The organism is Kribbella sp. NPDC049584, assembly GCF_040675555.1.
In the GTDB taxonomy this organism is placed as follows: Bacteria; Actinomycetota; Actinomycetes; order Propionibacteriales; family Kribbellaceae; genus Kribbella.
On the sequence record NZ_JBFAPF010000004.1, the window covers coordinates 340761 to 363690 of the forward strand.

The following is a 22930-nucleotide window of genomic DNA, read 5'->3' on the forward strand; positions in this document are numbered from 1 at the left end:
CTCAGCCTTCGGAGGTGTTGGCGCCGGGGTCCTGGAGCATGCGCAGGTGACGGCGGCGGGCTATCTCGACAGGAGCCCCCGGAGTACCCGCTCCGGGCTCACGACGCGGCAAGGGGCGCGCTGCTTCGCGGACTGCGTTCGCCAGGGCTTCGAGGTCATCGGAGGACGGACCGGCAGCTGCCGGGTCCGGAGCGAGCCGGATGACTTCCCAGCCGTTCGGAGCGGTCAGCCGGTCGGCGTGGTCGGCGCACAGGTCGTAGCAGTGCGGCTCGGCGTACGTCGCCAGTGGACCGAGGACGCAGGTCGAGTCGGCATAGACGTAGGTGAGCGTCGATACGGCAGGCTTCTGACATCCGGCGCGCGAACAGATCCTGGCGATGCTCACGCACAGACGTTACCCCCACTAGGCTGAGCGCGTGACCGAGGCTCGCCGTCATCGCAGGCACATCGACCGCCACGGCCGCGGCATGCTCGGCCCGATCAGCCGGCCGAGCAAGTTCGCGCCGCGCGGTCTGCCGTTGCAGCGGTCCGCCGCGGCCCAGTTCGACGAGGTGGTCGCGATCGAGGTGACCCGGCTCGAGAAGCGGCTGCCGCAGGTCGTCGCGCGGGTCGAGTTCGCGATCGAGGACGTGCCGAACCTCGACCTGGACGCCACCGAGATCCCGCTCACCCACGCCACCGGCGGCACCTCCCACGAGCCGTACCGGATCGTCGTCTTCCGCCGCCCGATCGAGCTCCGCGCCGAACGCTCCGGCGCCGGCCTGTCCTGGCTGGTCCGCAGCGCCCTCGTGCTCGAGCTGGCCGACGTGCTCGCGCTGTCCCCCGAGCAGATCGATCCCGACTTCGACACCGACGACGACTGAGGTACGACGCACCCACCCGCGTTCGATCCTGTTCCGTAGTGTGGAAAGCTGATTGTGTCCAACGTTGTCAGCGGGAGAGGATCGTCAACTGTGAACGATCAAAAACTGCGGGTCGGTGTCGTCGGGCTGGGCTTCGCGGGACGTACCGCGCTGGAGGCGTTCTCCGAGCTGCCGGACGTCGAGGTGATCGCGCTGGCGGGCCTCGAGAAGGACACGCTCACCACCCTGGGCGACAAGCACGGCGTACCGCACCTCTACGAGCGCTGGGAGGACCTGCTCGAGACGCCCGGTCTGGAGGCGGTCAGCATCGGTACGCCGACGCAGCTGCACGCCCCGATCGCGCTCAAGGCGCTGGAGAAGGGCCTGCACGTGCTGTCCGAGAAGCCGCTGGCGCGGACCGTCGCCGAGGGTACGGCGATGGTCGAGGCGTCCAAGGCGGCCGGCCGGGTGCTCAAGGTGGTGTTCAACCACCGCGAGCGCGGTGACGTCATCGCGCTCAAGCACCAGATCGACGAGGGTCAGCTCGGCCGGATCTACTACGCGAAAGCGCACTGGATGCGCCGCAACGGCATCCCCGGGATGGGTGGCTGGTTCACCAACCGGGAGCTGTCCGGCGGCGGTCCGCTGATCGACCTCGGCGTGCACATCCTCGACATGGCGCTGCACCTGCTCGGCGAACCGCAGGTGACGACGGTGTCGGCGAACACGTTCGCGGAGCTGGGGCCGCGCGGCCGCGGCAGTTCGAGTACGCCGGACCGCCCGACCGTGGACACGCTCGGCTCGAAGTTCGAGGTCGAGGACCTGGCCACGGCGTACCTGCGACTGCAGGGCGGCGGAGCGCTGCAGCTCGAGACCAGCTGGGCGACGTACCGGGCGCCGGGCGACAACTTCGGCATCGAGCTGTTCGGCACCGAGGGCGGCGCCAAGATCGAGGTGCAGAACTACACCACCGAGGACACGCTGCGGATCTTCACCGATGTCGCCGGCGTCGCCGCCGAGGTGAAGCCCGCGACCGGCCCGGGGCTCGGTCACCGCGGCGTGGTGCGGGAGTTCGTCCGGATCGTGAAGTCCGGCGAGTGGGAAGGGCAGAACGGGTCCGAGGCGCTGCTACGGACCGAGGTCATCGACGCCTGCTACGCCTCGGCGAAGGCGGGACGAGAGGTTGTGCTGCATGACTAGGACAGCTCAAGGTCCGATTCGGGTCACCGTCTGGGGCGAGAACGTCCACGAGAGTCGCGACGAGTCCGTGCGCAAGGTCTATCCCGACACCATGCACGGCACGATCGCGGCCGCGCTGCGCGCCAAGCTGGGCGAGGACGTCGTCGTACGCACCGCCACGTTGCAGGATCCGGAGCACGGTCTGACCGAGGAGGTGCTCGCGGACACCGACGTACTCACCTGGTGGGGGCACGCCGCGCACGGCGACGTCGACGACGCGATCGTCGAGCGGGTCCAGCAGCACGTGCTGTCCGGTATGGGCCTGATCGCGCTGCACTCCGCGCACTTCAGCAAGATCTTCATCAAGCTGATGGGGACGACGTGCTCGCTCGACTGGCGCGCCGAGAACGACCGCGAGCTGATCTGGACGGTCGCGGCCGGCCACCCGATCGCGCAGGGCATCCCGCACCCGCTGGTGATCGAGCGCGAGGAGATGTACGGCGAGCTGTTCGACATCCCGCAGCCGGACGAGCTGGTCTTCGTCAGCTCGTTCACCGGCGGCGAGGTGTTCCGCTCCGGCTGCTGCTACCGCCGCGGCCAGGGCCGGGTCTTCTACTTCCGTCCCGGTGACCAGGAGTACCCGACGTACCACCAGGACGAGGTCCAGCAGATCCTCGCCAACGCGGCCAGGTGGGCGGCCCCGGTCGTCCCGCGCCAGCTGCCGACGGTGCACCACCGCAAGGACATCGGCTGGTTCGAGAAGGCCTGAAATACAGGTTCGTGCGTGGGCCGGATAGGGTCCACGCATGGCTGACGTTGCGGCGATCTTCAAGGCGTACGACGTGCGTGGGGTCGTCCCGGACCAGTTGGACGAAGCGGTGGCCCGGGCGACCGGCGCCGCGTTCGTCGAGGTCCTGGACGTCCTCGCGGGTCCGGGGGCGGTCGTGATCGGGTACGACATGCGACCGTCGAGCCCGGCCCTGGCGGCGGCATTCGCCGAGGGGGTGACCAGCACCGGCGCGGATGTGATCGACATCGGCCTGGCGTCCACCGACGAGCTGTACTTCGCGTCCGGCCGGCTCGACCTGCCCGGCGCGATGTTCACGGCGAGCCACAACCCCGCCAAGTACAACGGCATCAAGATGTGCCGCGCGGGCGCCGCTCCGGTCGGCGCCGACTCGGGTCTGCGCGACATCGCCGACCTGGTCGCGAAGTCCGTGACCGAAGGGCCGGCGACGGGCCGGGCGGCGGGACATGTCACCCACAAGGACCTGCTCACGGCGTACGCCGATCACCTGCACGACCTGGTCGACCTGAGCGGCATCCGCCCGCTGACCGTGGTCGTCGACGCCGGCAACGGCATGGGCGGCCACACCGTGCCGGCGGTGTTCGCCAAGGGGCCGGTGACGATCATCCCGATGTACTTCGAGCTCGACGGCAACTTCCCGAACCACGAGGCGAACCCGCTCGACCCGAAGAACCTGGTCGACCTGCAGGCCAAGGTCCGCGAGACCGGCGCCGACCTCGGGCTCGCCTTCGACGGCGACGCCGACCGCTGCTTCGTGATCGACGAGAAGGGCGACCCGATCTCGCCCAGCGCGATCACCGGCGCGGTCGCCGTCCGGGAGCTGGCCAAACACCCCGGCGCGACGATCCTGCACAACCTGATCACCTCCAAGGCCGTCCCGGAGCTGATCGCCGAGCACGGCGGCGTCGCGGTCCGGACCCGGGTCGGGCACTCGAACATCAAGCAGAAGATGGCCGAGACCGACGCGGTGTTCGGCGGCGAGCACTCCGCGCACTACTACTTCCGCGACTTCTGGCGGGCCGACACCGGCATGCTGGCCGCGCTGCACGTGCTGGCCGCGCTCGGTGAGCAGGACAAGCCGGCGAGCGAGCTGTTCGCCGAGTACGAGCGGTACGTCGCGTCCGGCGAGATCAACAACAAGGTCGCGGACGCCGCGGCGACGGTCGCGGCGATCGAAGATACGTATTCTGGCCTCGACGGCGTGACCGTCGACCATCTGGACGGGTTGACCGTGTCGGCGGGACAGTGGTGGTTCAACGTCCGTGCGTCGAACACGGAACCGTTGCTGCGGCTGAACGTCGAGGCCTCGGACCGGTCCGAGATGGAACGTGTCCGTGACGAAGTACTGGCCCTGATCACCGGCGCATCGGTGGAGGAGAACTGAATGGCAGTCAATCTGGACCCGGACCTGCTGAGCATCCTGGTCTGCCCGAAGTGCCGCTCGGAGTTCCGCGTGGACGACGAGGCCAACGAGCTCGTCTGCACGAACGCGTCGTGCGCGCTGGCGTACCCGGTGCGTGACGACATCCCGGTGCTGCTGATCGACGAAGCCCGGGACACCAGGGAAACCGCCGCGACAGAGAGCTGACGGGAAACTGATGAGCGTCTTCGACGACACCCGGTTGGACGACCCGGCCGCTCTCGAGGCGGCAGACGACCTGCTCCGCCGGCTGGCCATGGCCGGGGCCCGGATCCGGGCCGAGCTGGAGGCGTCCGCCGACGTGCTGTCCGCGCTCCAGTCCGACGGCTTCCGGCCGCGGGCCGTGGTCGCGGCCGGCCGGGACGCGCGGCTGGTGCGGGCCGTGCTCGAGCCGGTCTGCCCGGTGCCCTTCCTGGCCTGGCCTGGTCCGGGGCTGCCCGGTTGGGCCGGTCCGCTGGACCTGGTGGTCGTGCTGGGCGGCGCCGCCGAGGACCTGGACGCGGTGTCGGCCGCCGGCGAAGCGGTACGCCGGGGTTGCGGCCTGATGGTGGCTGCGCCGGAGGACTCCCCGGTGGCGATCGCGTCGGCTGGTCTCCGGCACGCGATCCGGTTGCCGTCCCAGTCGGACGACCAGCTGGCTGCTGCCGTCGCCGTACTGCAGGCGCTGCACCAGATGGAGCTGGGGCCGGAGGTGGACCACAAGGCCGTCGCGGCGCTGCTGGACGACGTAGCGATCGAGTGCTCGCCCAACAACGACGTGGCATCCAACCCGGCGAAGGATCTCGCTCTGGTGCTGGCGGACGCGTTGCCGCTGGTCTGGGGTGGCTCTGTGCTGGCCGCGCGTGCAGCGCGCCGCGTGGTCGAGGCGCTGCGGCTGGCCAGTGGCCGGCCGGCGCTGGCTGCTGACGCGGGCCATCTGCTGCCGGTGCTCAACCAGCCGCCGCGGGACCTGTTCGCGGACCCGTTCGACAAGCCGGCCGAGCTCCGGCCGGCGCTGATCATCCTCGACGACGGTATCGAGGAGGCCGGCGTCGCCGAGCACCGCCGCAAGCTGGAGTCCAAGGCCGAGGCTCACGACGTTCGCGTGCACACGATCACGCAGGCCAACGGCACGGATGTCGCCCGGTACGCCGCTCTGACCCAGCAGGGCCGCTACGCCGCGGCGTACCTCGGGATCGGCCTCGGCCGGCACGGTATGGCGACCGTGGACGACCCGGCCGGTTCGGGGAACCCTTCGGAGGACCTGGCGTGGTAATGCGGCTGCAGAACACCATCCGGGACTACGCCTGGGGCTCGCTGACCGCGATCCCCGAGCTGCTCGGCGTGGAGCCGGACGGGACGCCGCAGGCCGAGATGTGGATGGGCGCGCACGAGTCCGCGCCGTCGGTGCTGCCCAACGGCGACACCCTGTACGACGTGGTGTCGGACGACCCGGCCGCGGTGCTGGGCGAGGAGACGGCCGAGCGGTTCGAGGGCCGGTTCCCGTTCCTGGCCAAGCTGCTGGCGGCGGGGCAGCCGTTGTCGATCCAGGCGCATCCCTCCCGGGACCAGGCGATCGACGGGTACCAGCGGGACGAGGCGGCCGGGATTCCCCGCGACGCCGCGGACCGGAACTACAAGGACGCCTGGCCGAAGCCGGAGATCCTGATCGCGCTCGGGCCGTTCGACGCGCTGGTGGGCTTCCGCCCGCTGGACCGGACGATCGCGCTGCTCGAGGCGCTGGCGCCGACCGGGTTCGGTGAACTCACGGACCAGCTGCGCGACGGGAAGCTCCGCGACGCGTTCACCGAATTCATGAGTGCCGACCGGGACGCGATCCGTCCGCTGGTCGGTGCGCTCGGCGAGGCCGTCGCGCAGTACGTCGGGGACGCGTTCGAGCTGGAGCGGGAGACGCTCTCGAAGTTGTGCGCGGACTTCCCGGACGATCCCGGCGTGCTCGCGGCACTGCTGCTGAACCGGGTCCGCCTGGAGCGGTTCGACGCGGTGTACCTGCCGGCGGGGAACGTGCACGCGTACCTGCACGGCCTGGGTTTCGAGGTGATGGCGAACTCCGACAACGTGTTGCGCGGTGGGCTGACGCACAAGCACATCGACGTACCGGAGCTGGTCTCTGTGGTCGACTTCGCGCCGCTGGACGACCCGGTGCTGACGGCCGATGACGAGGGTGTCTACGAGACCGGCTGCCCGTACTTCGCCATCCACCGGGTCGATCTGGACGGCGGCGAGCGGACCGTCGACGGAGTCGGACCGCGGATCATCTGCTGTGTCGCGGGCACGATCGATGCTGCGGGCAAAGATTCTTCGGTGACGTTGTCCACAGGCCAGTCCGCGTTCGCCGCGGGACCCGAAGGACCCTGTATCTTGCGTGGTTCCGGCACGGCATTCGTCGTGTCCGCACGCTGATCCCTGACGGCACCGTTTTCTGGGAGGACCTGAACAACCATGGCTGGTGGCGGAAACAAGGCCGTTGTCGCGGCTTTGCTGGCGAACACCGGGATCGCGGTCACCAAGTTCGCCGCCTGGGCCCTGACCCAGTCGGCGTCGATGCTGGCCGAGGCGATCCACTCACTCGCCGACGCGGGCAACCAGGTGCTGTTGCTGGTCGGCAGCCAGCGGGCGAAGCGAGCCGCGGACGAGCTGCACCAGTTCGGGTTCGGCCGGGAGCGGTACGTCTACTCGTTCATCGTGTCGATCGTGCTGTTCAGCGTCGGCGGTCTGTTCGCGCTGTACGAGGGCTATCACAAGGTGCACGACCCGCACGGGATCGACAGCTGGAAGTGGGTTCCGGTCGCGGTGCTGGTGCTCGCGATCCTGATGGAGAGCTTCTCGTTCCGGACCGCGATCCACGAGGCGAACAAGATCCGCGGCCACGTGCCCTGGGTCCGTTTCGTCCGCAACGCCCGCGCCCCGGAGCTGCCGGTCATCCTGCTCGAGGACTTCGCCGCGCTCACCGGTCTGGTGCTGGCGCTGATCGGCGTCGTGCTGACGCTTGCCACCGGCAACGGTGTGTTCGACGGTCTGGGATCGATGGCGATCGGCGCGCTGCTGGTCTGCGTGGCGATCTTCCTGGCGATCGAGATGAAGTCGCTGCTGCTCGGCGAGTCCGCGACCAGCGAGTCGCAGGCGAAGATCGTCGCGGCGATCGAGAACACCCCGGGGGTCCAGCGGCTGATCCACATCAAGACCCTGCACCTCGGCCCGGAGGAGGTCCTGGTCGCCGCCAAGCTCGGCGTCGAGCCGACCACCGATGCGTCGGTCGTGGCCGAGACCATCGACGCGGCCGAACGCGCGATCCGCGCCGCCGAGCCGATGAGTCAGCACATCTACCTCGAGCCCGACGTCTACCAGGAGAACCACGTCCCCGACGAGCGCCCCGCCGTACCCGAGGCACCCTCGCACTAACGAGGCTTGGGTGGGAGCACGCCGGACCGGCCCAGCCACCTGAGCGCGCGGTCGCGGTCGATCTGGGCCTGGGTCGGGGGTGCGGTGAGGCGGCCGGTGCGGTAGCCGAGGTTGCGGATGTCGGCGGCCACCGAGGGCTCGGCGAGTGCCCGGAGCGCGAACGCCAGCGCGGCCGGCGTCACGTCGTACCGGCGTTCGAGGTCGAGTGCGAGCTGGACGGCAGCGAGGTCGCGGTCGTCGTACTGGCGCTGGGCCGTGTGTTCGGACCGGGACCGCGGGAGCAACCCGAGCGCCTCCCGGTAGCGCAGCATGCGTGGAGTGGTACCCAGCTGGCGAGCGGCCTCGGTGATGCGCATATCTCAATCTTGACATTTCGGTGTCAAAATCGCGCCCGGAGCGATCAAACCGCGTGGCTCGCCCCTCTAGGCTGAGGTGATGGCTGGTGACTCCCCGCCTACTGCGCAGCACTCGGCACGGCACCTCGCCGCACGGGTGCAAAGGCCACGATGCTCCGCATCGAGACCTTCGCCCCCGTGCGCCGAGCTACCGCGCCGAGCACTTGCTCGCTACGGCGCGGAGTCACCAGCCATCACCTAAGCGAGTACCAATCACAGTCTTCAGGGGAGCGGCATGACCTTCGACTACAAGGTGGCGGATCTCGGCCTGGCCGAGTTCGGGCGCAAGGAGATCCGGCTGGCCGAGCACGAGATGCCCGGCTTGATGGCGATGCGCAAGCAGTACGGCGACAGCAAGCCGCTGTCCGGGGCCCGGATCATGGGTTCGTTGCACATGACGATCCAGACCGCGGTGCTGATCGAGACGCTGGTGGCGCTCGGCGCCGAGGTGCGCTGGGTCTCCTGCAACATCTTCTCCACCCAGGACCACGCCGCGGCCGCGGTCGTCGTCGGCCCCGAGGGCTCGGCCGACGCCCCCGCCGGCGTCCCGGTGTTCGCCTGGAAGGGCGAGACGCTGGAGGAGTACTGGTGGTGCACCGAGCAGGCGCTGACCTGGCCGGGTGCCGAAGGCCCGAACATGATCCTCGACGACGGCGGCGACGCCACCATGCTCGTCCACAAGGGCACCGAGTTCGAGAAGGCGGGCGCCGTACCGGACCCGTCGACCGCGGACTCCGAGGAGTACGGCGTCGTCCTGAAGCTGCTGACCCGCACGCTGGCCGAGTCGCCGTCGAAGTGGACCACCATCGGCCAGGGCATCAAGGGTGTCACCGAGGAGACCACCACCGGCGTGCACCGGCTGTACGAGATGCACAAGGCCGGCGCGCTGCTGTTCCCGGCGATCAACGTCAACGACTCGGTGACCAAGTCGAAGTTCGACAACAAGTACGGCTGCCGGCACTCGCTGATCGACGGCATCAACCGCGCCACCGACGTGCTGATCGGCGGCAAGGTCGCGGTCGTCTGCGGGTACGGCGATGTCGGCAAGGGCTGCTCGGAGTCGCTGCGCGGCCAGGGCGCCCGGGTGATCGTGACCGAGATCGACCCGATCTGCGCGCTGCAGGCCGCGATGGACGGCTACCAGGTGAGCACGATGGACGACGTGGTCGGGATCGGTGACATCTTCGTCACCACCACCGGCAACAAGGACGTCATCACCGCCGACCACATGGCGGCGATGAAGCACCAGGCGATCGTCGGCAACATCGGCCACTTCGACAACGAGATCGACATGGCCGGCCTGTACAAGACCCCCGGTGTCGAGCGGATCAACATCAAGCCGCAGGTCGACGAGTTCCGGTTCCCGGACGGCCACACGATCATCATTCTGTCCGAGGGCCGCCTGCTGAACCTGGGCAACGCCACCGGCCACCCGTCGTTCGTGATGTCGAACTCGTTCACCAACCAGGTCCTGGCCCAGATCGAGCTCTTCGTGAAGACCGCGGAGTACCCGACCGACGTCTACGTGCTCCCGAAGCACCTGGACGAGATGGTCGCCCGCCTCCACCTGGACGCGCTCGGCGTCAAGCTGACCGAGCTCTCCAAGGAGCAGGCGGCGTACCTCGGCGTACCGGTCGAAGGACCGTACAAGTCGGAGCACTACCGCTACTGATCCCCCCACAGCAAGCGCCCCACAGGTCAGACCTGTGGGGCGCTTCGCTTTGGGTCAGAACCACCCGGCTTCGTTGCTGCCTGGAGTCGCCCAGCCTTGGGCGTTCACGGTGGCTGGGCGGGGAGTTGAGGGTGGCGGGGGTGGGATGAAGGGGCTCGGTGCGTGTACGGGAACCTGTGCGCCGTACGGGCTGGGTGGGGTGAAGGGACCGGCGGGGACGGCGTACGACGGGTTTGCGAACGGGCCGGTCTGGGTGGGCCGGTGGGTGGAGAGGCGGATGAGCTCGCGGCGGCGGCGTTCGGCCAGGACCGCGGAGAGGTACGCAGGGGCGATGATCGGGACTGGTGGAGCCGGGGCCGTCACGGTGGCCATGCGCGCGGCCAGTGCCTCGCCGAGCGCGATCTGCGCGCCGGGCAGGAGGTCGGTGTAGCGGGCCAGGTAGTCGCGGGCCGAGTTGGCCAGGTCGTCGGACAGGCGCGAGAGCTCCAGCGACTGCGCCCACTGCACCAGATGGCCGGGGACGAACAGCGGCGGTGACGCCATCGGCTGGTGGCGTTCGCGGATGACGACCGTACCGGCGACCATGTCACCGATCCGCTTGCCCTGCTTGTTCATCAGACTCGCCACGATCCCCGGACAGGCCGCGAACCACGGCGCGAAGTCGACGAAGAACCACATCAGCGTCCGCACCAGCGCGTGCCGGAACCGGATCGAACTGCCGTCGTCACGGACCACCTTCAGTCCGAGCACCATCTTGCCGATGGTCCGCCCGCGGGTCAGCGTCTCCATCAGGACCCGATAGCCGACCGCCACGAGCAGTACGACAATGAAGATCAGCGCGACCGCCAGCGCCTCGCTGGACTCGCTCCCGAGCAGGAACCCGGCCAGCAACGAGACCAGCACCACCAGTACGACGCCCTGCAGCGCCACGTCGATCGCACACGCCAGCGCCCGCGTCGGCATCCTGGCGATCCGCACCTGGAGGACGACCGCTTCGCCGGTGACCAGCTGAGACACGTCGTCGCCCCCTCCTGCCTAGACACTGCGTCCGGCTAGTCTGCCAGCAGTCGGGTGGAGGAAGGGGGTAGCTGTGGACGTCGAAGCGTTCGTATCGGTGCACCAGCCGCAGTGGGACCGCCTGGCCTACCTGACCCGTCGCCAGCGCCGCCTGTCCGGTGCGGAGGCCGAAGAGCTCGTCATCCTCTACCAGCGCGTTGGCACGCACCTGGCCGCGCTCCGGGCCGCCGGGGCGGATCCGGTGTCGATCGGTCGCCTGTCCGGCCTGATCGCCGACGCCCGTGGTGCGGTGACCGGTGCGCAGGCTCCTGTCTGGCGTGACATCTCGAAGTACTTCCTGGTGAGCTTCCCAGCCGCGCTGTACGCCTCCAGACGCTGGTGGCTCACCATCGGTCTGCTGTTCTACCTGGTGGCTGCCTGGACTGCTTGGCGAGTGCTGGCCCACCCAGAGGTGATCGACTCCATCGGCACGCCGGACCAGATCAAGCAGTTCGTCGAGCACGATTTCCAGTCGTACTACTCGGACAACCCGGCGCAGGACTTCGCTCTCCGTGTCTGGATCAACAACGCGACTCTGAGTGCCGCCGTACTCGCCCTGGGCATCCTCCTGGTCCCGTCCGTCCTCGTCCTGTGGGACAACGCGATCAACCTCGGTCTGAGCGCCGGTCTGATGATCGGCCACGACGAGGGCGGCCTGTTCTTCACCCTGATCGCGCCGCACGGGCTGCTCGAGCTGACCGCGGTGTTTGTCGCGACGGCGGCCGGACTGCGTCTCGGCTGGTCCTGGGTCGCTCCTGGGCCCCGCACTCGAATGCAGGCGCTCGCCCAGACAGGACGCGCCACGATCGGTATGGCGATCGGTCTGGCCGCAGTACTCCTCCTGACCGGTCTGATCGAGGGCTTCGTGACACCGTTCCTGCCGGCACCGGTCCGCGTGACGATCGGCATCCTGGCCGAGTTGGCGTTCTTCACCTACGTCTGGACCCTCGGCCGCCGCGCCTATCGTCACGGTGAGTACGGCGATATCGACGAAGCAGACCGGGAAGCGAGCGCACCCGTCTCCGCCTGATCGTTTCGCGGAGGGCACCGGGAGGGGTATGAGCACCGCCCAGGAAGTCAGATACAGCCGGACCTACGACGTCGGGATCACCGTCGGTCTGATCGCGTACGGCGTCGTACACCTCCTGATCGCGTGGATCGCCCTGCAACTCGCGTGGGGCAAGTCCTCCAAGGAAGCCTCGCAACAAGGCGCGCTGCAGGAACTGGCCGGGCAGCCGCTCGGTGGAGTCCTGCTGTGGATCGTGGCGATCGGCATGTTCGCACTGGTCGTGTGGCGGGTGCTTGAGCTCGTCTGGGGCCATCTCGACACCCAGAAGAAGGTCTCGTCCGTGGGGCGCGCGATCGTCTACCTCGTGCTGGGCATCAGTGCGGTGAAGGTCGCCGTCGGCTCCGGCGGGTCGAGCACCGGGGGGCAGCAGACGCTTTCCGCCCGGATCATGGCTCACGGTCCGGGGCGGGTCCTGATCGTCGCGGTCGGCGTCGCGATCATCGGGATCGGCTGCTACCAGGTCTACAAGGCGATCACGAAGAAGTTCATGGAGGACCTGGTCGGCGGCGTCTCCGAGGTGACCGTCCTGCTCGGCCGCATCGGGTACGCCGCGAAGGGCGTCGCGTTCGTGGTCGTCGGCATCCTGTTCGGCTGGGCCGCGATCAGCTACGACCCGAAGAAGGCCGGTGGTCTCGACACGGCGCTGCACACGATCAAGGACCAGCCATTCGGATCCGTGCTGCTGACGGTGCTCGCGATCGGTATCGCCGCGTTCGGGTTCTACGCGTTCAGCTGGTCGAGGAACGCCCGGAAGTGAGCTCGTCGGAGCGACCGCCCTCGATCCGCGACCACTGCGAGATCGGCCGTCCGTCGATGGTCTTCGGCAGCACCGGGTCCTCGCGCGCCCACTGTTTGGGCCAGCCGTCCGGCGAGTCCTCGAACGGCTCCTGGCGTCCGTAGACCGTGAGGTCCATCAGCGCGTAGTTGTTGTCCATCACCTCGACGCCGCGCATGGTCGTCCAGTACGTCTCGAAGACACGATCGCCCTGGCGCATGTACGAGATCAGGTACATCTGCCCGATGTTCCGCCCGACCAGCAGGCGCTCCAGCGATCCGACCCCGGAGTACCACGGCATCGTCCAGCCCATGAAGTCTCGGTACGCACGGCTCTCGGCGTACGGGCCCTGGGCGAAGACGGCGAACGTGATGTCGCGCGAGTGCAGGTAGGAGATCTCCTGCACTTGTCCTGTGCACCAGGTGCAGCCTTGGCACTGTTCTGCTGCCGGATGGCCTGTGTGCCACATGAAGTAGTAGGCGAGGAGTTGCTTGCGTCCTTCGAATGCTTCGAGCAGGGTGACCGGACCGCTCGATCCGGTAATCGTGATGCTCGCGTCGACCTCGACCATCGGCAATCTGCGTCGCTGGGCCGCAATCGCGTCTGCTTCTCGCGTGTGGGCCTTCTCCCTGGCGCGCAGCTGATCAAGGTCCGCGTCGAACGTCGCCCGATCCACCACCGGCGGGAGTGGCGTGCTGTCGGGAACTGCTCGTTCGTGTTCTCTCATACCGGCCACGTCGGAGCCGGTACCCGGTTCTCGACGTGGTCAGGCAGGAAGATCGCGCCGGCGCAGCCCGACCAAGCCCGCGAAGCCGACGACAACAGCGATCGCGAGCAGGGTGATCAGTGGACCTGCGGACACGGTTCCGCCCGGTAGCGACGGGAGGTGGGTGAACGGCGAGATGTTGCGGATCCACCCGGCTGTGGTGACACCCGCGCTCACGAGGCCGATCAGAATGCAGACAGCGGGTCCGGCCCACGAGATCATCGACGCCTGCGGGAAGAACCCGAAGATCGCGATGGCAATCGCGGCCAGGACCCACACGGCCGGGAGTTGCGCGAGCGCCGCGCCGACCAGTCGCGGTAGTTGCCCCCCGACGTCGCCGATCGCGACGCCGTACGCCAGGCCTTCGGCCACACCGGCCGCGAGCAACGCAACCGCCGGGCCGAGCAGGCTGAAGACGAGATGACTCGCGGCCCACTGCCAGCGACTCGTCGCGGTCGCCAGCACGGGCTCGGCCCGCCCGCTGCTCTCCTCGATGCGCATCCGCAGCATTGCCTGCACGGCGTACGCCGACGCGATCAACCCGACCAGCGTCATCACTCCAGCCAGGAACGAGTCGATCAATCCGGCCGACCCGCCCATCCGCTGGAACATCTCCTGGATGGTCCGATCGTCCTTCATCATGTCGCCGACACCCTTGGCGACACCGCCGAACAAGAAGCCCAGCAAGGCGAATCCGACCGTCCAGGCCGCGAGGAGACCGCGGTGCAGCCGCCAGGCGAGCGCGAGTGGGGAGCCGAGGGCGCCCTCTGCGGGGCCGAGCTTGTCCGGCAACAGTCCGGCGCCGATGTCCCGTCTGGTTGCGAGAACGACGGCTGTCGTTGTGAGTGCGATGGTTGCCGCGAGCATCAGTGCTCCCAACAACCAACGGTTCTCGGCGTACGGGTGGATCCGCTGTGCCCAAGCGATCGGGGACAGGTACGACAACCAGGCGAGCGGCCCGTTGGTGTGTGCGCTGGTGTCGCCGGCTGCCCGGAGTACGTAGGCGCCGCCGAGCACGCCGATCGCCATGCCACGCGCCGTACCAGCACTGGCAGTCAACTGCGCGGCCACCGCACCAACTGCCGCGAAGAACCATCCGGTGCTGGCGTAAACGATGCCTATAGCAATGGATCCCGCCAGTGGCAGGTCCTGGCTGTGCATGCCCAAGGCAAGTAGCACGCCGAGGATCAGGTTTGCGCCGAAGACTGTGATCAGTGCCGCCGCCAGCTGTGCGTGCCGTCCGATGACGGTTGCCCCGAGCAACTCACGACGACCGGTCTCCTCCTCGACCCGGGTGTGCCGGATCACCGTGAGCAGGCTGATCAGTCCGACCATCACCGGCACGAATCCGAGTCGCCAGGTGACGAATTCGCCGAGGCTGGGCCCGGACAGTTCGCCGTACAAGGTGATGAAGCCGGCGTTGCTCGCGTACTTGATGCGGGAGTCCGGCGTCGGGAACAGATCGCCGTACTCCTTCACGTAGCTGACCGAGATCGCCACCAGCAGCACGATCCACAACGGCAGGACGATCCGATCGCGGCGCAGGATCAGCCGAATCAGGCCGCCCGTGCCCGCCAGGGTCTTCATTTCACGGCCTCGGGTTCGTACAACCGCAGGAACAGCTCCTCCAGCGAGGGCGGCTGGCTCACGAGACTCCGTACGCCGATCTCCGTCAAACGTCGCAGCACCGGGTTGAGCTCGTCCGCGTCGACGTCGAACTGAACGCGTCCCTCGGTCTCCTTGAGGTCATGTACGCCGGTCAGCTGGGCCAGGCCGTTCATCGGTCCGACCAGCTCGGCCTGGATCGACGTACGTGTCAGGTGTCGCAGCTCGGAGAGCGTTCCGCTCTCGACCGCACGGCCGGCCCGGATGATCGTGACCCGATCGCAGAGCGCCTCGACCTCGGAGAGGATGTGGCTGGACAGCAGAACTGTCCGACCCGTCTCCTTCACGACTTCGCGGAACACTTCCTCCATCAAGGGATCCAGGCCGCTTGTCGGCTCGTCGAGAAGCAGCAGCTCGACGTCGGACGCGAATGCGGCGACCAGCGCGACCTTCTGGCGGTTGCCCTTCGAGTACGCACGGGCCTTCTTCCGCGGGTCGAGGTCGAAGCGTTCGAGCAGCTCGGCCTTGCGCTTCTTGTCGATGCCGCCGCGCATGCGACCGAGCAGGTCGATCGCCTCGCCGCCGGACAGGTTCGGCCAGAGCGTCACGTCACCGGGAACGTAGGCCAGGCGGCGATGCAGGTCGGTCGCGTCCGACCAGGGATCGCCGCCGAGGACCCGCGCGGTCCCCTCGTCCGCGCGGGTCATGCCCAACAGGATGCGAATCGTGGTGGTCTTCCCCGCGCCGTTCGGGCCGAGGAACCCATGCACCTCACCGGTTCGCACCGTGAGGTCGAGACCGTCCAGGGCAAGGGTCCGCCCGAACGACTTGACCAGACCTTCCGTGCTGATCGCAGCCGGCATGATCACTTCTCCTGTTTCCGAATCTTGTCGATTTGTTCCGGAGTGAGCAGCGGGATCGTGAAGACCTCCATCAGGGCCTGGCCGATCCGGTTGTAGCCCGCCGGGGTGGTGATGTCCTCGCCGAGCGCCTTCGAGACCTGATCGCGCAGGATGAGAACGCTGAGCTTGATCGCGGCGAGCGCGGCGGCGTACCCGCGGGGATCCTTCGGGGTGATGCCGTAACCGGCCGCCCACGCCTCGACCGCGTCGACCCCTTCGAGGAACAGCGCGGTCGCGGTCTCGGAGCCGTCCATCATCGAGCGCACGAGGTACAACTGCAGCGGAAACGCGATCGGATGTAGCGCGAGCGGATCCAGCCCGGTGAGATCACCGTCCTGCGTGAGCTCCGCGCCGATCTGCATCATGCGCTCTTTCGCATACCGGTCACAGGCGTCCCGCAACGCCTCCTTCGACCCGAAGTGATGCCTGACAAGCCCCGACGACACCCCCGCCTCCGCGGCGATATCCCGAATCGAAGCCCCTTCGATCCCCCGCTCCCCGAACAACTTGATCGCCGCATCCCGAATCCGAGCCCGAGCCGTCAGATCCTCCGCCGCCCGATCCACAGCCAACTCCTCTCCCTACACACAAAAGCAAACTACTACACAATCGTGTAGTCAACCCCAAACTTGTTCGCCCCGTATCTCCCCCGCGGCGATACGCCGGCCTGGAAGCGGCCGGCGTGGAAGCCTGGTGCGATCACGGTCCGGCTGTCGAGGGGACCGCACAGCCCTACCTGGGTGGCTGGAAGCCGCCGAGGTTTTGTTCTAGTAGTTCGGCGAGTCTTAGTGGGGTGCGGTCCTCGAACAGGGGGCCGATGAGTTGGGCGCCGACCGGTAGGCCGGTGGGGGAGTGGCCGGTGGGGATGGCGGTGGCGGGGAGGCCGGGCATGGTGGGGATGCCGGCCCAGACGAGCTGGTTGAAGTACGGGTAGTCGACGCCGTCGATGTCGATCCGGCGTTCCAGTGGGTTGGGGTTGTGGTCGTGCGGGAACGCGGGAGTCGGCGTGATCGGGCACACCACGACATCGAACTCGGTGAAGAGCTGCCGCCAGCCCTGACGGTGGATCTCGCGGCGGTTGTTCGTCTCGATCCAGTCGCGGTGGCTGAACACCATCGCGCGTAGCTGCGCCGCGTCGAGACTCTGGTCATCTGGGCTCAGCCCGGCGGCGCGGGTCCGCAGCTCCTCGTAGGCGTCGACGGGAAAACGCGCGACAGACCCCGAGAACAGCAACTGCATGTAAATCAAGGCGCCTTCGGCCAGATCGGGCAGCAACGGAGTACGCCGTTCGACACGGGCGCCGCCGTCGACAAGCGCGTCGGCCACCCGGTTCACGCCCGCCCGTACGGCGGACCCGGTCGGGATAAGCGGATGCTCGTCGACGACCAGGACCCGGAAGTCGCTCATCCGCTCGTGGCGTGCGGGCGGCAGCTTCACGTCGTACGCCATGCCGTGCGTCAGCGGGTCCGGTCCGGCCATGACGTCGAGCAGGAGCGTGAGGTCGCGGGCAGAGCGCGCCATCGGACCGACGACGGCGAGGTCGAGGTCGATCGGCCAGGGCGGAGCCGGCGGCGCGACCATCCCGCGGGTTGCCGCCAGTCCGAGGGTCGGCTTGTGCGCATAGACGCCGCAGAAATGCGCGGGCGTACGCAGCGAACCGGCAAGATCCGAGCCGATGGACAACGCGCCGAACCCGGACGCGAGGGCCGCCGCTGATCCGCCGGACGATCCCCCCGACGTACGGCCGTGATCCCACGGATTGTTGGTGGTGCCGTAGATCTCGTTGAAGCTCTGGATGTCTTGCAACCCCAAGGGCACGTTGGTCTTGCCCAGCACGACCGCGCCCGCGGCCTTGAGCCGCGACACCTGTACGGCGTCCTCGGCCGGCACATAGTCCCGGTGTTGCGGCATGCCCCAGGTCGTAGGCAACCCAGCCATGTTGTACGACTCCTTGACCGTCACCGGAACACCGAGCAACGGCCGATCCTCGCCGCGGGCGCGCGCCTCGTCGGCATCGCGCGCCGCGGCCCGCGCACGATCGAAGTCCTGCACACAGATCGCGTTGATCACCTTGTCCTCGCGCTCGATCCGCGCAATCGCCTCATCGATCAGCTCCACCGAATTCACTTCACCGGCACGCAGTGCGGCCACCAACTCTTCGGCCGTCCGAAAAATCCACTCCATGAATCCGACGCTAACCACGCCCGAACGAAGCCACGAAATACCACTTCACGCAACGGAACAGAACGCGTCCTGCCTCACGGAGTGGACCAGATCCGACCGGTAAGAAGGTTACTTCCATGTGACAAAGGTCCGTAGCTTGTTGACACAGGGGTGGTTGCTGGTGTGGTTTCTTCCCCAGACACCAACACCGGCTGGGGAAGGTGGGGCGGCTATGAGGAAGCTGTTGGCGGGGCTGGCGGCGTTGTGCTTGCTGGGCGTGGTGCCCGGTACGGCGTACGCGGGCCAGCAGGAGGATGCGCCGAAGAAGGTGATCAAGATCGGGGTGACGCAGTCGGTCGACTCGATGAATCCGTTCTTGGCGGTGCGGCTGGTCACCGGCTCGATCCAGCGGCTGATCTACGGCTTTCTCACGGTGCCGGATTCCAAGACGCTGCAACCCAGTCCGGATCTCGCGGAGTCCTGGACGACGTCGCCGGACGGGCTGACCTGGACGTTCAAGATCCGCCAGGCGAAGTGGTCGGACGGTCAGCCGATCACGGCCGACGACGCGGCGTGGACGTTCAACAAGATGATGACCGACGACGGCGCGAAGACCGGCAACGGCCCGGCGGTGGAGAACTTCCAGAGCGTCAGCGCGAACGGCCAGGAGCTGACCATCAAGCTCAAGACCCCGCAGGCGTCGATGCTGGACAACCCGGTGCCGATCATGCCCAAGCACGTCTGGGAGAAGATCAAGGACATCTCCAAGTACGACGGGGAGACGTACCCGACCGTCGGCAGCGGACCGTACGTCGCGGTCGAGCACAAGAAGGACCAGTTCGTCCGGCTGGAGGCGAACCCCGACTATTGGCGCGGCCGGCCGAAGGTCGACGAGCTCCAGGTCATCTTCTACGACAACCCGGCCGCCTCGATCGTCGGGCTGAAGAAGGGTGACATCGACCTGATCGGGCGACTGAACCCGCCGGACTTCGAGTCGTTGAAGGGCGATGACAACATCGTCCAATGGAACACGCAGGGCCGGCGGGCGGCGTACCTGCAGATCAATCACGGCGCGACGACCAGCGACAACAAGCCGATCGGCGACGGCCACCCGGCGCTCAAGGACCCCAAGGTCCGCACCGCGCTGCACTACGCGATCGACAAGCAGAAGCTGGTTGACGAGGTGCAGGGCGGCCTCGCGAAACCGGCGGACGGGTCGATCATTCCGCCGCTGTACAAGGACTTCTTCTGGGAGGCGAGCGGCGCCGAGAAGGTGACGTTCGACCTCGCCAAGGCCAACAAGATCCTTGACGACGCCGGCTACAAGAAGGGTCCGGACGGCGTACGGACGATGCCGGACGGATCGCGCAAGCTGCAGTTCCGGTTCAGCATCCACACCGATACGCCGATCGAGGACAAGCTCGCGGAGTACCTGACGGGCTGGTTCAAGGAGATCGGCATCACGCTGACGACCAAGCGGCTCGACTCCAGCAAGTTCACCGAGGAGACCGGTACGACGGCACTCTTCGACATCGCGATCAGTGGCTGGTCGGTGAACCCGGACCCGGAGGAGGTGCTCGGTACGCACCTGTGCAGCCGGCGTCCGACCGCGAATGGCCAGGGTGGCGGGACCGAGTCCTTCTACTGCGACCCGCAGTACGAAAGCCTGTACCTGCAGCAGCAGAAGGAGCTCGACCGGACCAAACGCGCCGACATCATCAAGAAGATGGAGGAGCGGCTGTACGTCGACGCACCGGTGATCGCGCTGTACTACCCGAACGACCTCGAGGGCTACCGCAAGGACCGGATCGCCAGCATCACGCCGATCCCGGAGGACAAGGGCCTGCTGTACGGCGGGTCCGGGTACTGGCCGTTCTACACGCTGGAGGCGGTGTCGAAGGACGGCGCCGCGGCCGAAAGCGGCGGGATCAGCAGCGGCCTGATCGCGGGTATCGCGGCGGCCGTGGTCATCGTACTGATCGGTGGGTTCTTCGTACTGCGACGCCGTCAGGGCGCGGCCGATGAGCGCGAATGACGGTCTCGGTCGAAGCTCCTGAGCGGAGCCCTGCTCGCCACGGTCTACTGCGCTACGCGGCGACCAAGGCGGGCGGGGCCCTGCTCAGCATCGCGATGGTGATCGTCGCGACGTTCTTCCTCTTCCGCCTGCTGCCCGGCGATCCGGTCAGGGCGTTGGCGCAGGGCCGGAACATGACGCCGGAGCAACTGGACCTCGAACGCGCTCGGCTCGGGCTCGACAAGCCGATCCCCGAACAGTTCCTGCATTTCGTCAAACAGACCCTGCAGTTCGATCTCGGCGTGTCGTACGAGTACAAGCGGCCGGTGGTCGACCTGATCGGCGAGCGGATCGGGTCGACGCTGCTGCTCACCGGTACTGCGCTGGTGATCGCGGTCAGCCTCGGCCTGTGGCAGGGCGCTCGCGCCGGGTGGAAGCCGGGCAGCCGGTTCGACAAGGTGTCGACCGCGATCTCGCTCGTCCTGTGGTCGGTTCCGACGTTCTGGCTGGGGCTGTTGCTGCTGATGGTGTTCGCGGCCGGGATCGGGCCGATTCCCGGGGTCTTCCCGACGCGCGGCAGCTCGAGCGTCGACAAGCCCGACGGGTTCGCGGGCGTGCTGGATGTCGGCGTACACATGGTGCTGCCATGCCTGACGCTCGTCGCGGTCGTCTATGCGCAGTACCTGCTGGTGATGCGGTCGTCGGTGATCGACGAGGTCGGGCAGGACTACATCACGACGGCGCGGGCGAAGGGTTTGCGCGATGACGACGTACGCCGCAAGCACGCCGTACCGAACGCGCTGCTGCCGACGGTGACGCTGGTGTTCATGCGGATCGGATTCGTGGTCGGGGGTGCCGTGACGGTCGAGGCGATCTTCAGTTGGCCGGGGCTCGGGCAGCTGTTCTACGAGGCGATCCGGGTGCCGGACTTCACGTTGATGCAGGGGACGTTCCTGCTGATCACGGTCTCGGTGATCCTGATGAACACGTTGGCCGACGTCATCTATCACTTGCTGGATCCGCGGGTGAGATCGGCATGAGCAACGTGACCTGGGTACGTCGACGGCGCGCCGCCGGGCGGTTCTGGGCCGACTTCCGTACGCACCGGGCCGGGGTCGCGGGGCTGGTGATTCTCGCGATCGCCGTCTTCCTGGCATTGATCGCACCGCTGTTCATCGACGCCGGCGTGACGAACGTGGTGTCGGGCACCGGCGCGAAGCTGGCGCCGCCGAGCCTCGACGATCCGCTCGGGACGGACGAGTCGGGCCGGTCCGTGCTGCTGATGATCTGGTGGGGTTCGCGGACCTCGCTGCTGATCGGATTCCTGGCGGCCCTGCTGAGCATGGTGATCGGGACCGTGCTCGGGATCGCGGCCGGGCATTTCCGTGGTTGGGTCGGCGCGGTGATCCTGCGGGTGACCGACTGGTTCCTGGTGTTGCCGTCGCTGGTGACCGCGTTGGTGCTCGCGGCGATTCTCGGCGGTTCGACGGCGACGATCATCGTGGCGATCGGGGTGACGTCGTGGCCGTCCACGGCGCGGTTGATCCGCGCGCAGACGCTGGCCGTCGAGGCACGCCCGTACATCGAGAGGTCGCTGGCGCTCGGTGGCGGGCACTGGCACATCACCACCCGGCACGTGCTGCCGAACGTCGCACCGTTGCTCTTGGCAAGTACGACGCTGGAGGTGGCGAGCGCCATCGTGACGGAATCGACGCTGGCGTTCCTCGGGGTGAGCGCGAACAAGACGTCGTGGGGGACGATGCTGCGCGGCTCGTACGACTGGGGCGCGGCGACTGCCGGAGCGTGGTGGTACATCCTGCTGCCGGGTCTGTGCATCGTCATCGTGGTGATGGCTTTCACCTTGTGTGGAAGGACTCTGGAGACCGTCCTGAACCCGCGCCTACGAACCGGGGGAGCCTGATGCTCGAGTTGGACGACCTTTCCGTGAACTACCGCATCGGGTCCGGCGAGGTGCCTGCTGTCCGGGGTGTCTCGTTGTCGATCGCGGCGGGCGAGGCGGTCGGCCTGGCGGGCGAGTCGGGGTCCGGGAAATCCTCCGTGGCACTGGCGTTGCTGCGGTTGCTGCCACGATCAGCCGTCGTCGGCGGGCGCATCCTGCTCGACGGCGAGGATGTTCTCGCGATGAAGTGGGGACGGCTGCGCGCCGTACGCTGGTCGTCCGCGTCGATCGTGTTCCAGGGCGCGCAGCACGGCCTCAACCCGGTTCAACGAATCGGCGACCAGATCGCGGAGCCGCTCGTGGTTCATCGACTGGCGTCGGGCTCAGCCGCCGCTGCGCGGGTGCAAGAGCTTCTCGAACAGGTGGGCCTACCGGCCTGGCGAGCCCGCAGCTATCCACACGAGTTGAGTGGTGGCCAACGGCAACGAGTCATGATCGCGATGGCGCTCGCTTGCTCACCGCAACTGATCGTCGCCGACGAGCCGACGACAGCGCTCGACCTGATGGTCCAGGCGCAAGTACTCACGCTCATCCGGGACCTGATCGCCTCGCACGGGATCTCGCTGCTGATGATCTCGCACGACCTGTCGGTCCTCGCCGACGTGTGCGACCGTCTTGCCGTCATGTACGCCGGGCGCTTGGTCGAGCTCGGCCCTTCGTCGGGCGACTTCCGTCATCCGTACAGCCGGGCGCTGGCCGCTGCGTTCCCGACGGTCGGCGACCCGGCGTCGCGCCTCGCCCCGCGGGGGCTGGCCGGAGATCCACCTGATCCGCAGGAGCTGCCGGGAGGTTGCTCGTTCCATCCGCGTTGTCCGGTCGCGATCGAGACGTGCGCGACGTCCGACGTACAGTTGCGTCCGGTCGGCGACCGAAGCGCCGCGTGCATCCTGGTAGGGGAGTGA

General features: G+C 67.8%; 23 protein-coding genes. 15 read left to right on the forward strand and 8 right to left on the reverse strand.

What is annotated here, in order from left to right; translation table 11 throughout:
* Position 1: 1 nt before the first annotated feature.
* Positions 2-385, reverse strand: coding sequence for a DUF3499 domain-containing protein (locus AB0J62_RS17885; protein ID WP_363871466.1), 384 nt, complete (start codon positions 383-385; stop codon positions 2-4).
* Between the two features lie 31 nt (positions 386-416).
* Here AB0J62_RS17885 and AB0J62_RS17890 point away from each other — a divergent pair, with 31 nt between their 5' ends.
* The 8 genes from AB0J62_RS17890 to AB0J62_RS17925 all read left to right on the forward strand — a co-directional run bounded on the left by AB0J62_RS17890 (position 417) and on the right by AB0J62_RS17925 (position 7651).
* Positions 417-863 carry a metallopeptidase family protein gene (locus AB0J62_RS17890; protein WP_363871469.1) on the forward strand — a complete coding sequence of 149 codons (447 nt, stop codon included), beginning with the start codon at positions 417-419 and terminating at the stop codon, positions 861-863.
* A 90-nt stretch (positions 864-953) separates the two neighbouring features.
* Positions 954-2042 carry a Gfo/Idh/MocA family oxidoreductase gene (locus tag AB0J62_RS17895; protein ID WP_363871472.1) on the forward strand — a complete coding sequence of 363 codons (1089 nt, stop codon included), beginning with the start codon at positions 954-956 and terminating at the stop codon, positions 2040-2042.
* Positions 2035-2790, forward strand: a complete 756-nt coding sequence (locus AB0J62_RS17900; protein ID WP_363871475.1) for a ThuA domain-containing protein — start codon at positions 2035-2037, stop codon at positions 2788-2790. The genes AB0J62_RS17895 and AB0J62_RS17900 overlap by 8 nt, the downstream gene beginning before the upstream one ends.
* Before the next feature lie 37 nt (positions 2791-2827).
* A complete protein-coding gene (locus tag AB0J62_RS17905) occupies positions 2828-4213 on the forward strand; it encodes a phosphomannomutase/phosphoglucomutase (protein WP_363871478.1) in 1386 nt (461 codons plus the stop codon).
* Entirely contained in the window at positions 4214-4417 is a 204-nt protein-coding gene (locus AB0J62_RS17910; protein ID WP_130444460.1) for a Trm112 family protein, read from the forward strand.
* Between the two features lie 10 nt (positions 4418-4427).
* On the forward strand, positions 4428-5504 hold the full coding sequence (locus tag AB0J62_RS17915; RefSeq protein WP_363871483.1) for an SIS domain-containing protein: 1077 nt from the start codon (positions 4428-4430) through the stop codon (positions 5502-5504).
* A complete protein-coding gene (manA, locus tag AB0J62_RS17920) occupies positions 5504-6652 on the forward strand; it encodes a mannose-6-phosphate isomerase, class I (protein ID WP_363871486.1) in 1149 nt (382 codons plus the stop codon). Before AB0J62_RS17915 ends, manA begins: the two co-directional genes overlap by 1 nt.
* A 39-nt stretch (positions 6653-6691) precedes the next feature.
* Entirely contained in the window at positions 6692-7651 is a 960-nt protein-coding gene (locus AB0J62_RS17925) for a cation diffusion facilitator family transporter (protein WP_363871489.1), read from the forward strand.
* Here the strand turns inward: AB0J62_RS17925 and AB0J62_RS17930 are convergent.
* Positions 7648-8007, reverse strand: coding sequence for a MerR family transcriptional regulator (locus AB0J62_RS17930; protein ID WP_350848619.1), 360 nt, complete (start codon positions 8005-8007; stop codon positions 7648-7650). The genes AB0J62_RS17925 and AB0J62_RS17930 overlap by 4 nt on opposite strands.
* Positions 8008-8281: 274 nt before the next feature.
* On the opposite strand from AB0J62_RS17930, the gene ahcY reads away from it, so the two are divergent.
* The gene (ahcY, locus tag AB0J62_RS17935) at positions 8282-9718 is read left to right on the forward strand and encodes an adenosylhomocysteinase (RefSeq protein ID WP_363871493.1); all 1437 of its coding nucleotides are present in this window, start codon (positions 8282-8284) and stop codon (positions 9716-9718) included.
* Between the two features lie 54 nt (positions 9719-9772).
* On the opposite strand, the gene AB0J62_RS17940 is transcribed toward ahcY, so the two are convergent.
* On the reverse strand, positions 9773-10735 hold the full coding sequence (locus tag AB0J62_RS17940) for an RDD family protein (protein ID WP_363871496.1): 963 nt from the start codon (positions 10733-10735) through the stop codon (positions 9773-9775).
* A 73-nt stretch (positions 10736-10808) separates the two neighbouring features.
* Here AB0J62_RS17940 and AB0J62_RS17945 point away from each other — a divergent pair, with 73 nt between their 5' ends.
* Entirely contained in the window at positions 10809-11804 is a 996-nt protein-coding gene (locus AB0J62_RS17945; protein WP_363871499.1) for a stage II sporulation protein M, read from the forward strand.
* A 28-nt stretch (positions 11805-11832) separates the two neighbouring features.
* Positions 11833-12600 carry a DUF1206 domain-containing protein gene (locus tag AB0J62_RS17950; RefSeq protein WP_363871502.1) on the forward strand — a complete coding sequence of 256 codons (768 nt, stop codon included), beginning with the start codon at positions 11833-11835 and terminating at the stop codon, positions 12598-12600.
* On the opposite strand, the gene AB0J62_RS17955 is transcribed toward AB0J62_RS17950, so the two are convergent.
* The 5 genes from AB0J62_RS17955 to AB0J62_RS17975 form a co-directional block, all read right to left on the reverse strand.
* Complete coding sequence (locus tag AB0J62_RS17955; RefSeq protein ID WP_363871505.1) at positions 12572-13345, reverse strand: DUF899 family protein; 774 nt, start codon at positions 13343-13345, stop codon at positions 12572-12574. The genes AB0J62_RS17950 and AB0J62_RS17955 overlap by 29 nt on opposite strands.
* 39 nt (positions 13346-13384) lie before the next feature.
* Positions 13385-14971 (reverse strand): ABC transporter permease, encoded by a 1587-nt coding sequence (locus AB0J62_RS17960; protein ID WP_363871508.1) that lies wholly within the window; start codon positions 14969-14971, stop codon positions 13385-13387.
* Positions 14968-15852: an ABC transporter ATP-binding protein gene (locus tag AB0J62_RS17965; protein WP_363871511.1), complete on the reverse strand. Its 885-nt coding sequence runs from the start codon at positions 15850-15852 to the stop codon at positions 14968-14970. Before AB0J62_RS17965 ends, AB0J62_RS17960 begins: the two co-directional genes overlap by 4 nt.
* Positions 15853-15854: 2 nt before the next feature.
* A complete protein-coding gene (locus AB0J62_RS17970) occupies positions 15855-16457 on the reverse strand; it encodes a helix-turn-helix domain-containing protein (RefSeq protein WP_363871514.1) in 603 nt (200 codons plus the stop codon).
* 166 nt (positions 16458-16623) lie between these two features.
* Complete coding sequence (locus tag AB0J62_RS17975) at positions 16624-18075, reverse strand: amidase (RefSeq protein ID WP_363871517.1); 1452 nt, start codon at positions 18073-18075, stop codon at positions 16624-16626.
* A gap of 211 nt (positions 18076-18286) precedes the next feature.
* Between AB0J62_RS17975 and AB0J62_RS17980 the strand changes: the two genes are divergently transcribed.
* From AB0J62_RS17980 to AB0J62_RS17995, 4 genes are read left to right on the forward strand one after another with little or no spacing between them, the layout of a single operon-like run.
* Positions 18287-20089: an ABC transporter substrate-binding protein gene (locus AB0J62_RS17980; RefSeq protein ID WP_363871520.1), complete on the forward strand. Its 1803-nt coding sequence runs from the start codon at positions 18287-18289 to the stop codon at positions 20087-20089.
* Positions 20086-21108 (forward strand): ABC transporter permease, encoded by a 1023-nt coding sequence (locus tag AB0J62_RS17985; protein WP_363871523.1) that lies wholly within the window; start codon positions 20086-20088, stop codon positions 21106-21108. The genes AB0J62_RS17980 and AB0J62_RS17985 overlap by 4 nt, the downstream gene beginning before the upstream one ends.
* The gene (locus tag AB0J62_RS17990; protein WP_363871526.1) at positions 21105-21989 is read left to right on the forward strand and encodes an ABC transporter permease; all 885 of its coding nucleotides are present in this window, start codon (positions 21105-21107) and stop codon (positions 21987-21989) included. The genes AB0J62_RS17985 and AB0J62_RS17990 overlap by 4 nt, the downstream gene beginning before the upstream one ends.
* Positions 21989-22930 (forward strand): ABC transporter ATP-binding protein, encoded by a 942-nt coding sequence (locus AB0J62_RS17995; RefSeq protein WP_363871529.1) that lies wholly within the window; start codon positions 21989-21991, stop codon positions 22928-22930. Before AB0J62_RS17990 ends, AB0J62_RS17995 begins: the two co-directional genes overlap by 1 nt.

Excerpts from the sequence above, each read along its gene's own strand:
- AB0J62_RS17985 (WP_363871523.1), top strand. The coding sequence starts at position 20,086 with ATGACGGTCTCGGTCGAAGCTCCTGAGCGGAGCCCTGCTCGCCACGGT.
- AB0J62_RS17925 (WP_363871489.1), top strand. The coding sequence starts at position 6,692 with ATGGCTGGTGGCGGAAACAAGGCCGTTGTCGCGGCTTTGCTGGCGAAC.
- AB0J62_RS17965 (WP_363871511.1), bottom strand. The coding sequence starts at position 15,852 with ATGCCGGCTGCGATCAGCACGGAAGGTCTGGTCAAGTCGTTCGGGCGG.
- AB0J62_RS17960 (WP_363871508.1), bottom strand. The coding sequence starts at position 14,971 with ATGAAGACCCTGGCGGGCACGGGCGGCCTGATTCGGCTGATCCTGCGC.
- AB0J62_RS17950 (WP_363871502.1), top strand. The coding sequence starts at position 11,833 with ATGAGCACCGCCCAGGAAGTCAGATACAGCCGGACCTACGACGTCGGG.
- ahcY (WP_363871493.1), top strand. The coding sequence starts at position 8,282 with ATGACCTTCGACTACAAGGTGGCGGATCTCGGCCTGGCCGAGTTCGGG.
- AB0J62_RS17905 (WP_363871478.1), top strand. The coding sequence starts at position 2,828 with ATGGCTGACGTTGCGGCGATCTTCAAGGCGTACGACGTGCGTGGGGTC.
- AB0J62_RS17915 (WP_363871483.1), top strand. The coding sequence starts at position 4,428 with ATGAGCGTCTTCGACGACACCCGGTTGGACGACCCGGCCGCTCTCGAG.
- manA (WP_363871486.1), top strand. The coding sequence starts at position 5,504 with ATGCGGCTGCAGAACACCATCCGGGACTACGCCTGGGGCTCGCTGACC.
- AB0J62_RS17990 (WP_363871526.1), top strand. The coding sequence starts at position 21,105 with ATGAGCAACGTGACCTGGGTACGTCGACGGCGCGCCGCCGGGCGGTTC.
- AB0J62_RS17955 (WP_363871505.1), bottom strand. The coding sequence starts at position 13,345 with ATGAGAGAACACGAACGAGCAGTTCCCGACAGCACGCCACTCCCGCCG.
- AB0J62_RS17980 (WP_363871520.1), top strand. The coding sequence starts at position 18,287 with ATGAGGAAGCTGTTGGCGGGGCTGGCGGCGTTGTGCTTGCTGGGCGTG.
- AB0J62_RS17910 (WP_130444460.1), top strand. The coding sequence starts at position 4,214 with ATGGCAGTCAATCTGGACCCGGACCTGCTGAGCATCCTGGTCTGCCCG.
- AB0J62_RS17975 (WP_363871517.1), bottom strand. The coding sequence starts at position 18,075 with ATGGAGTGGATTTTTCGGACGGCCGAAGAGTTGGTGGCCGCACTGCGT.
- AB0J62_RS17900 (WP_363871475.1), top strand. The coding sequence starts at position 2,035 with ATGACTAGGACAGCTCAAGGTCCGATTCGGGTCACCGTCTGGGGCGAG.
- AB0J62_RS17995 (WP_363871529.1), top strand. The coding sequence starts at position 21,989 with ATGCTCGAGTTGGACGACCTTTCCGTGAACTACCGCATCGGGTCCGGC.
- AB0J62_RS17930 (WP_350848619.1), bottom strand. The coding sequence starts at position 8,007 with ATGCGCATCACCGAGGCCGCTCGCCAGCTGGGTACCACTCCACGCATG.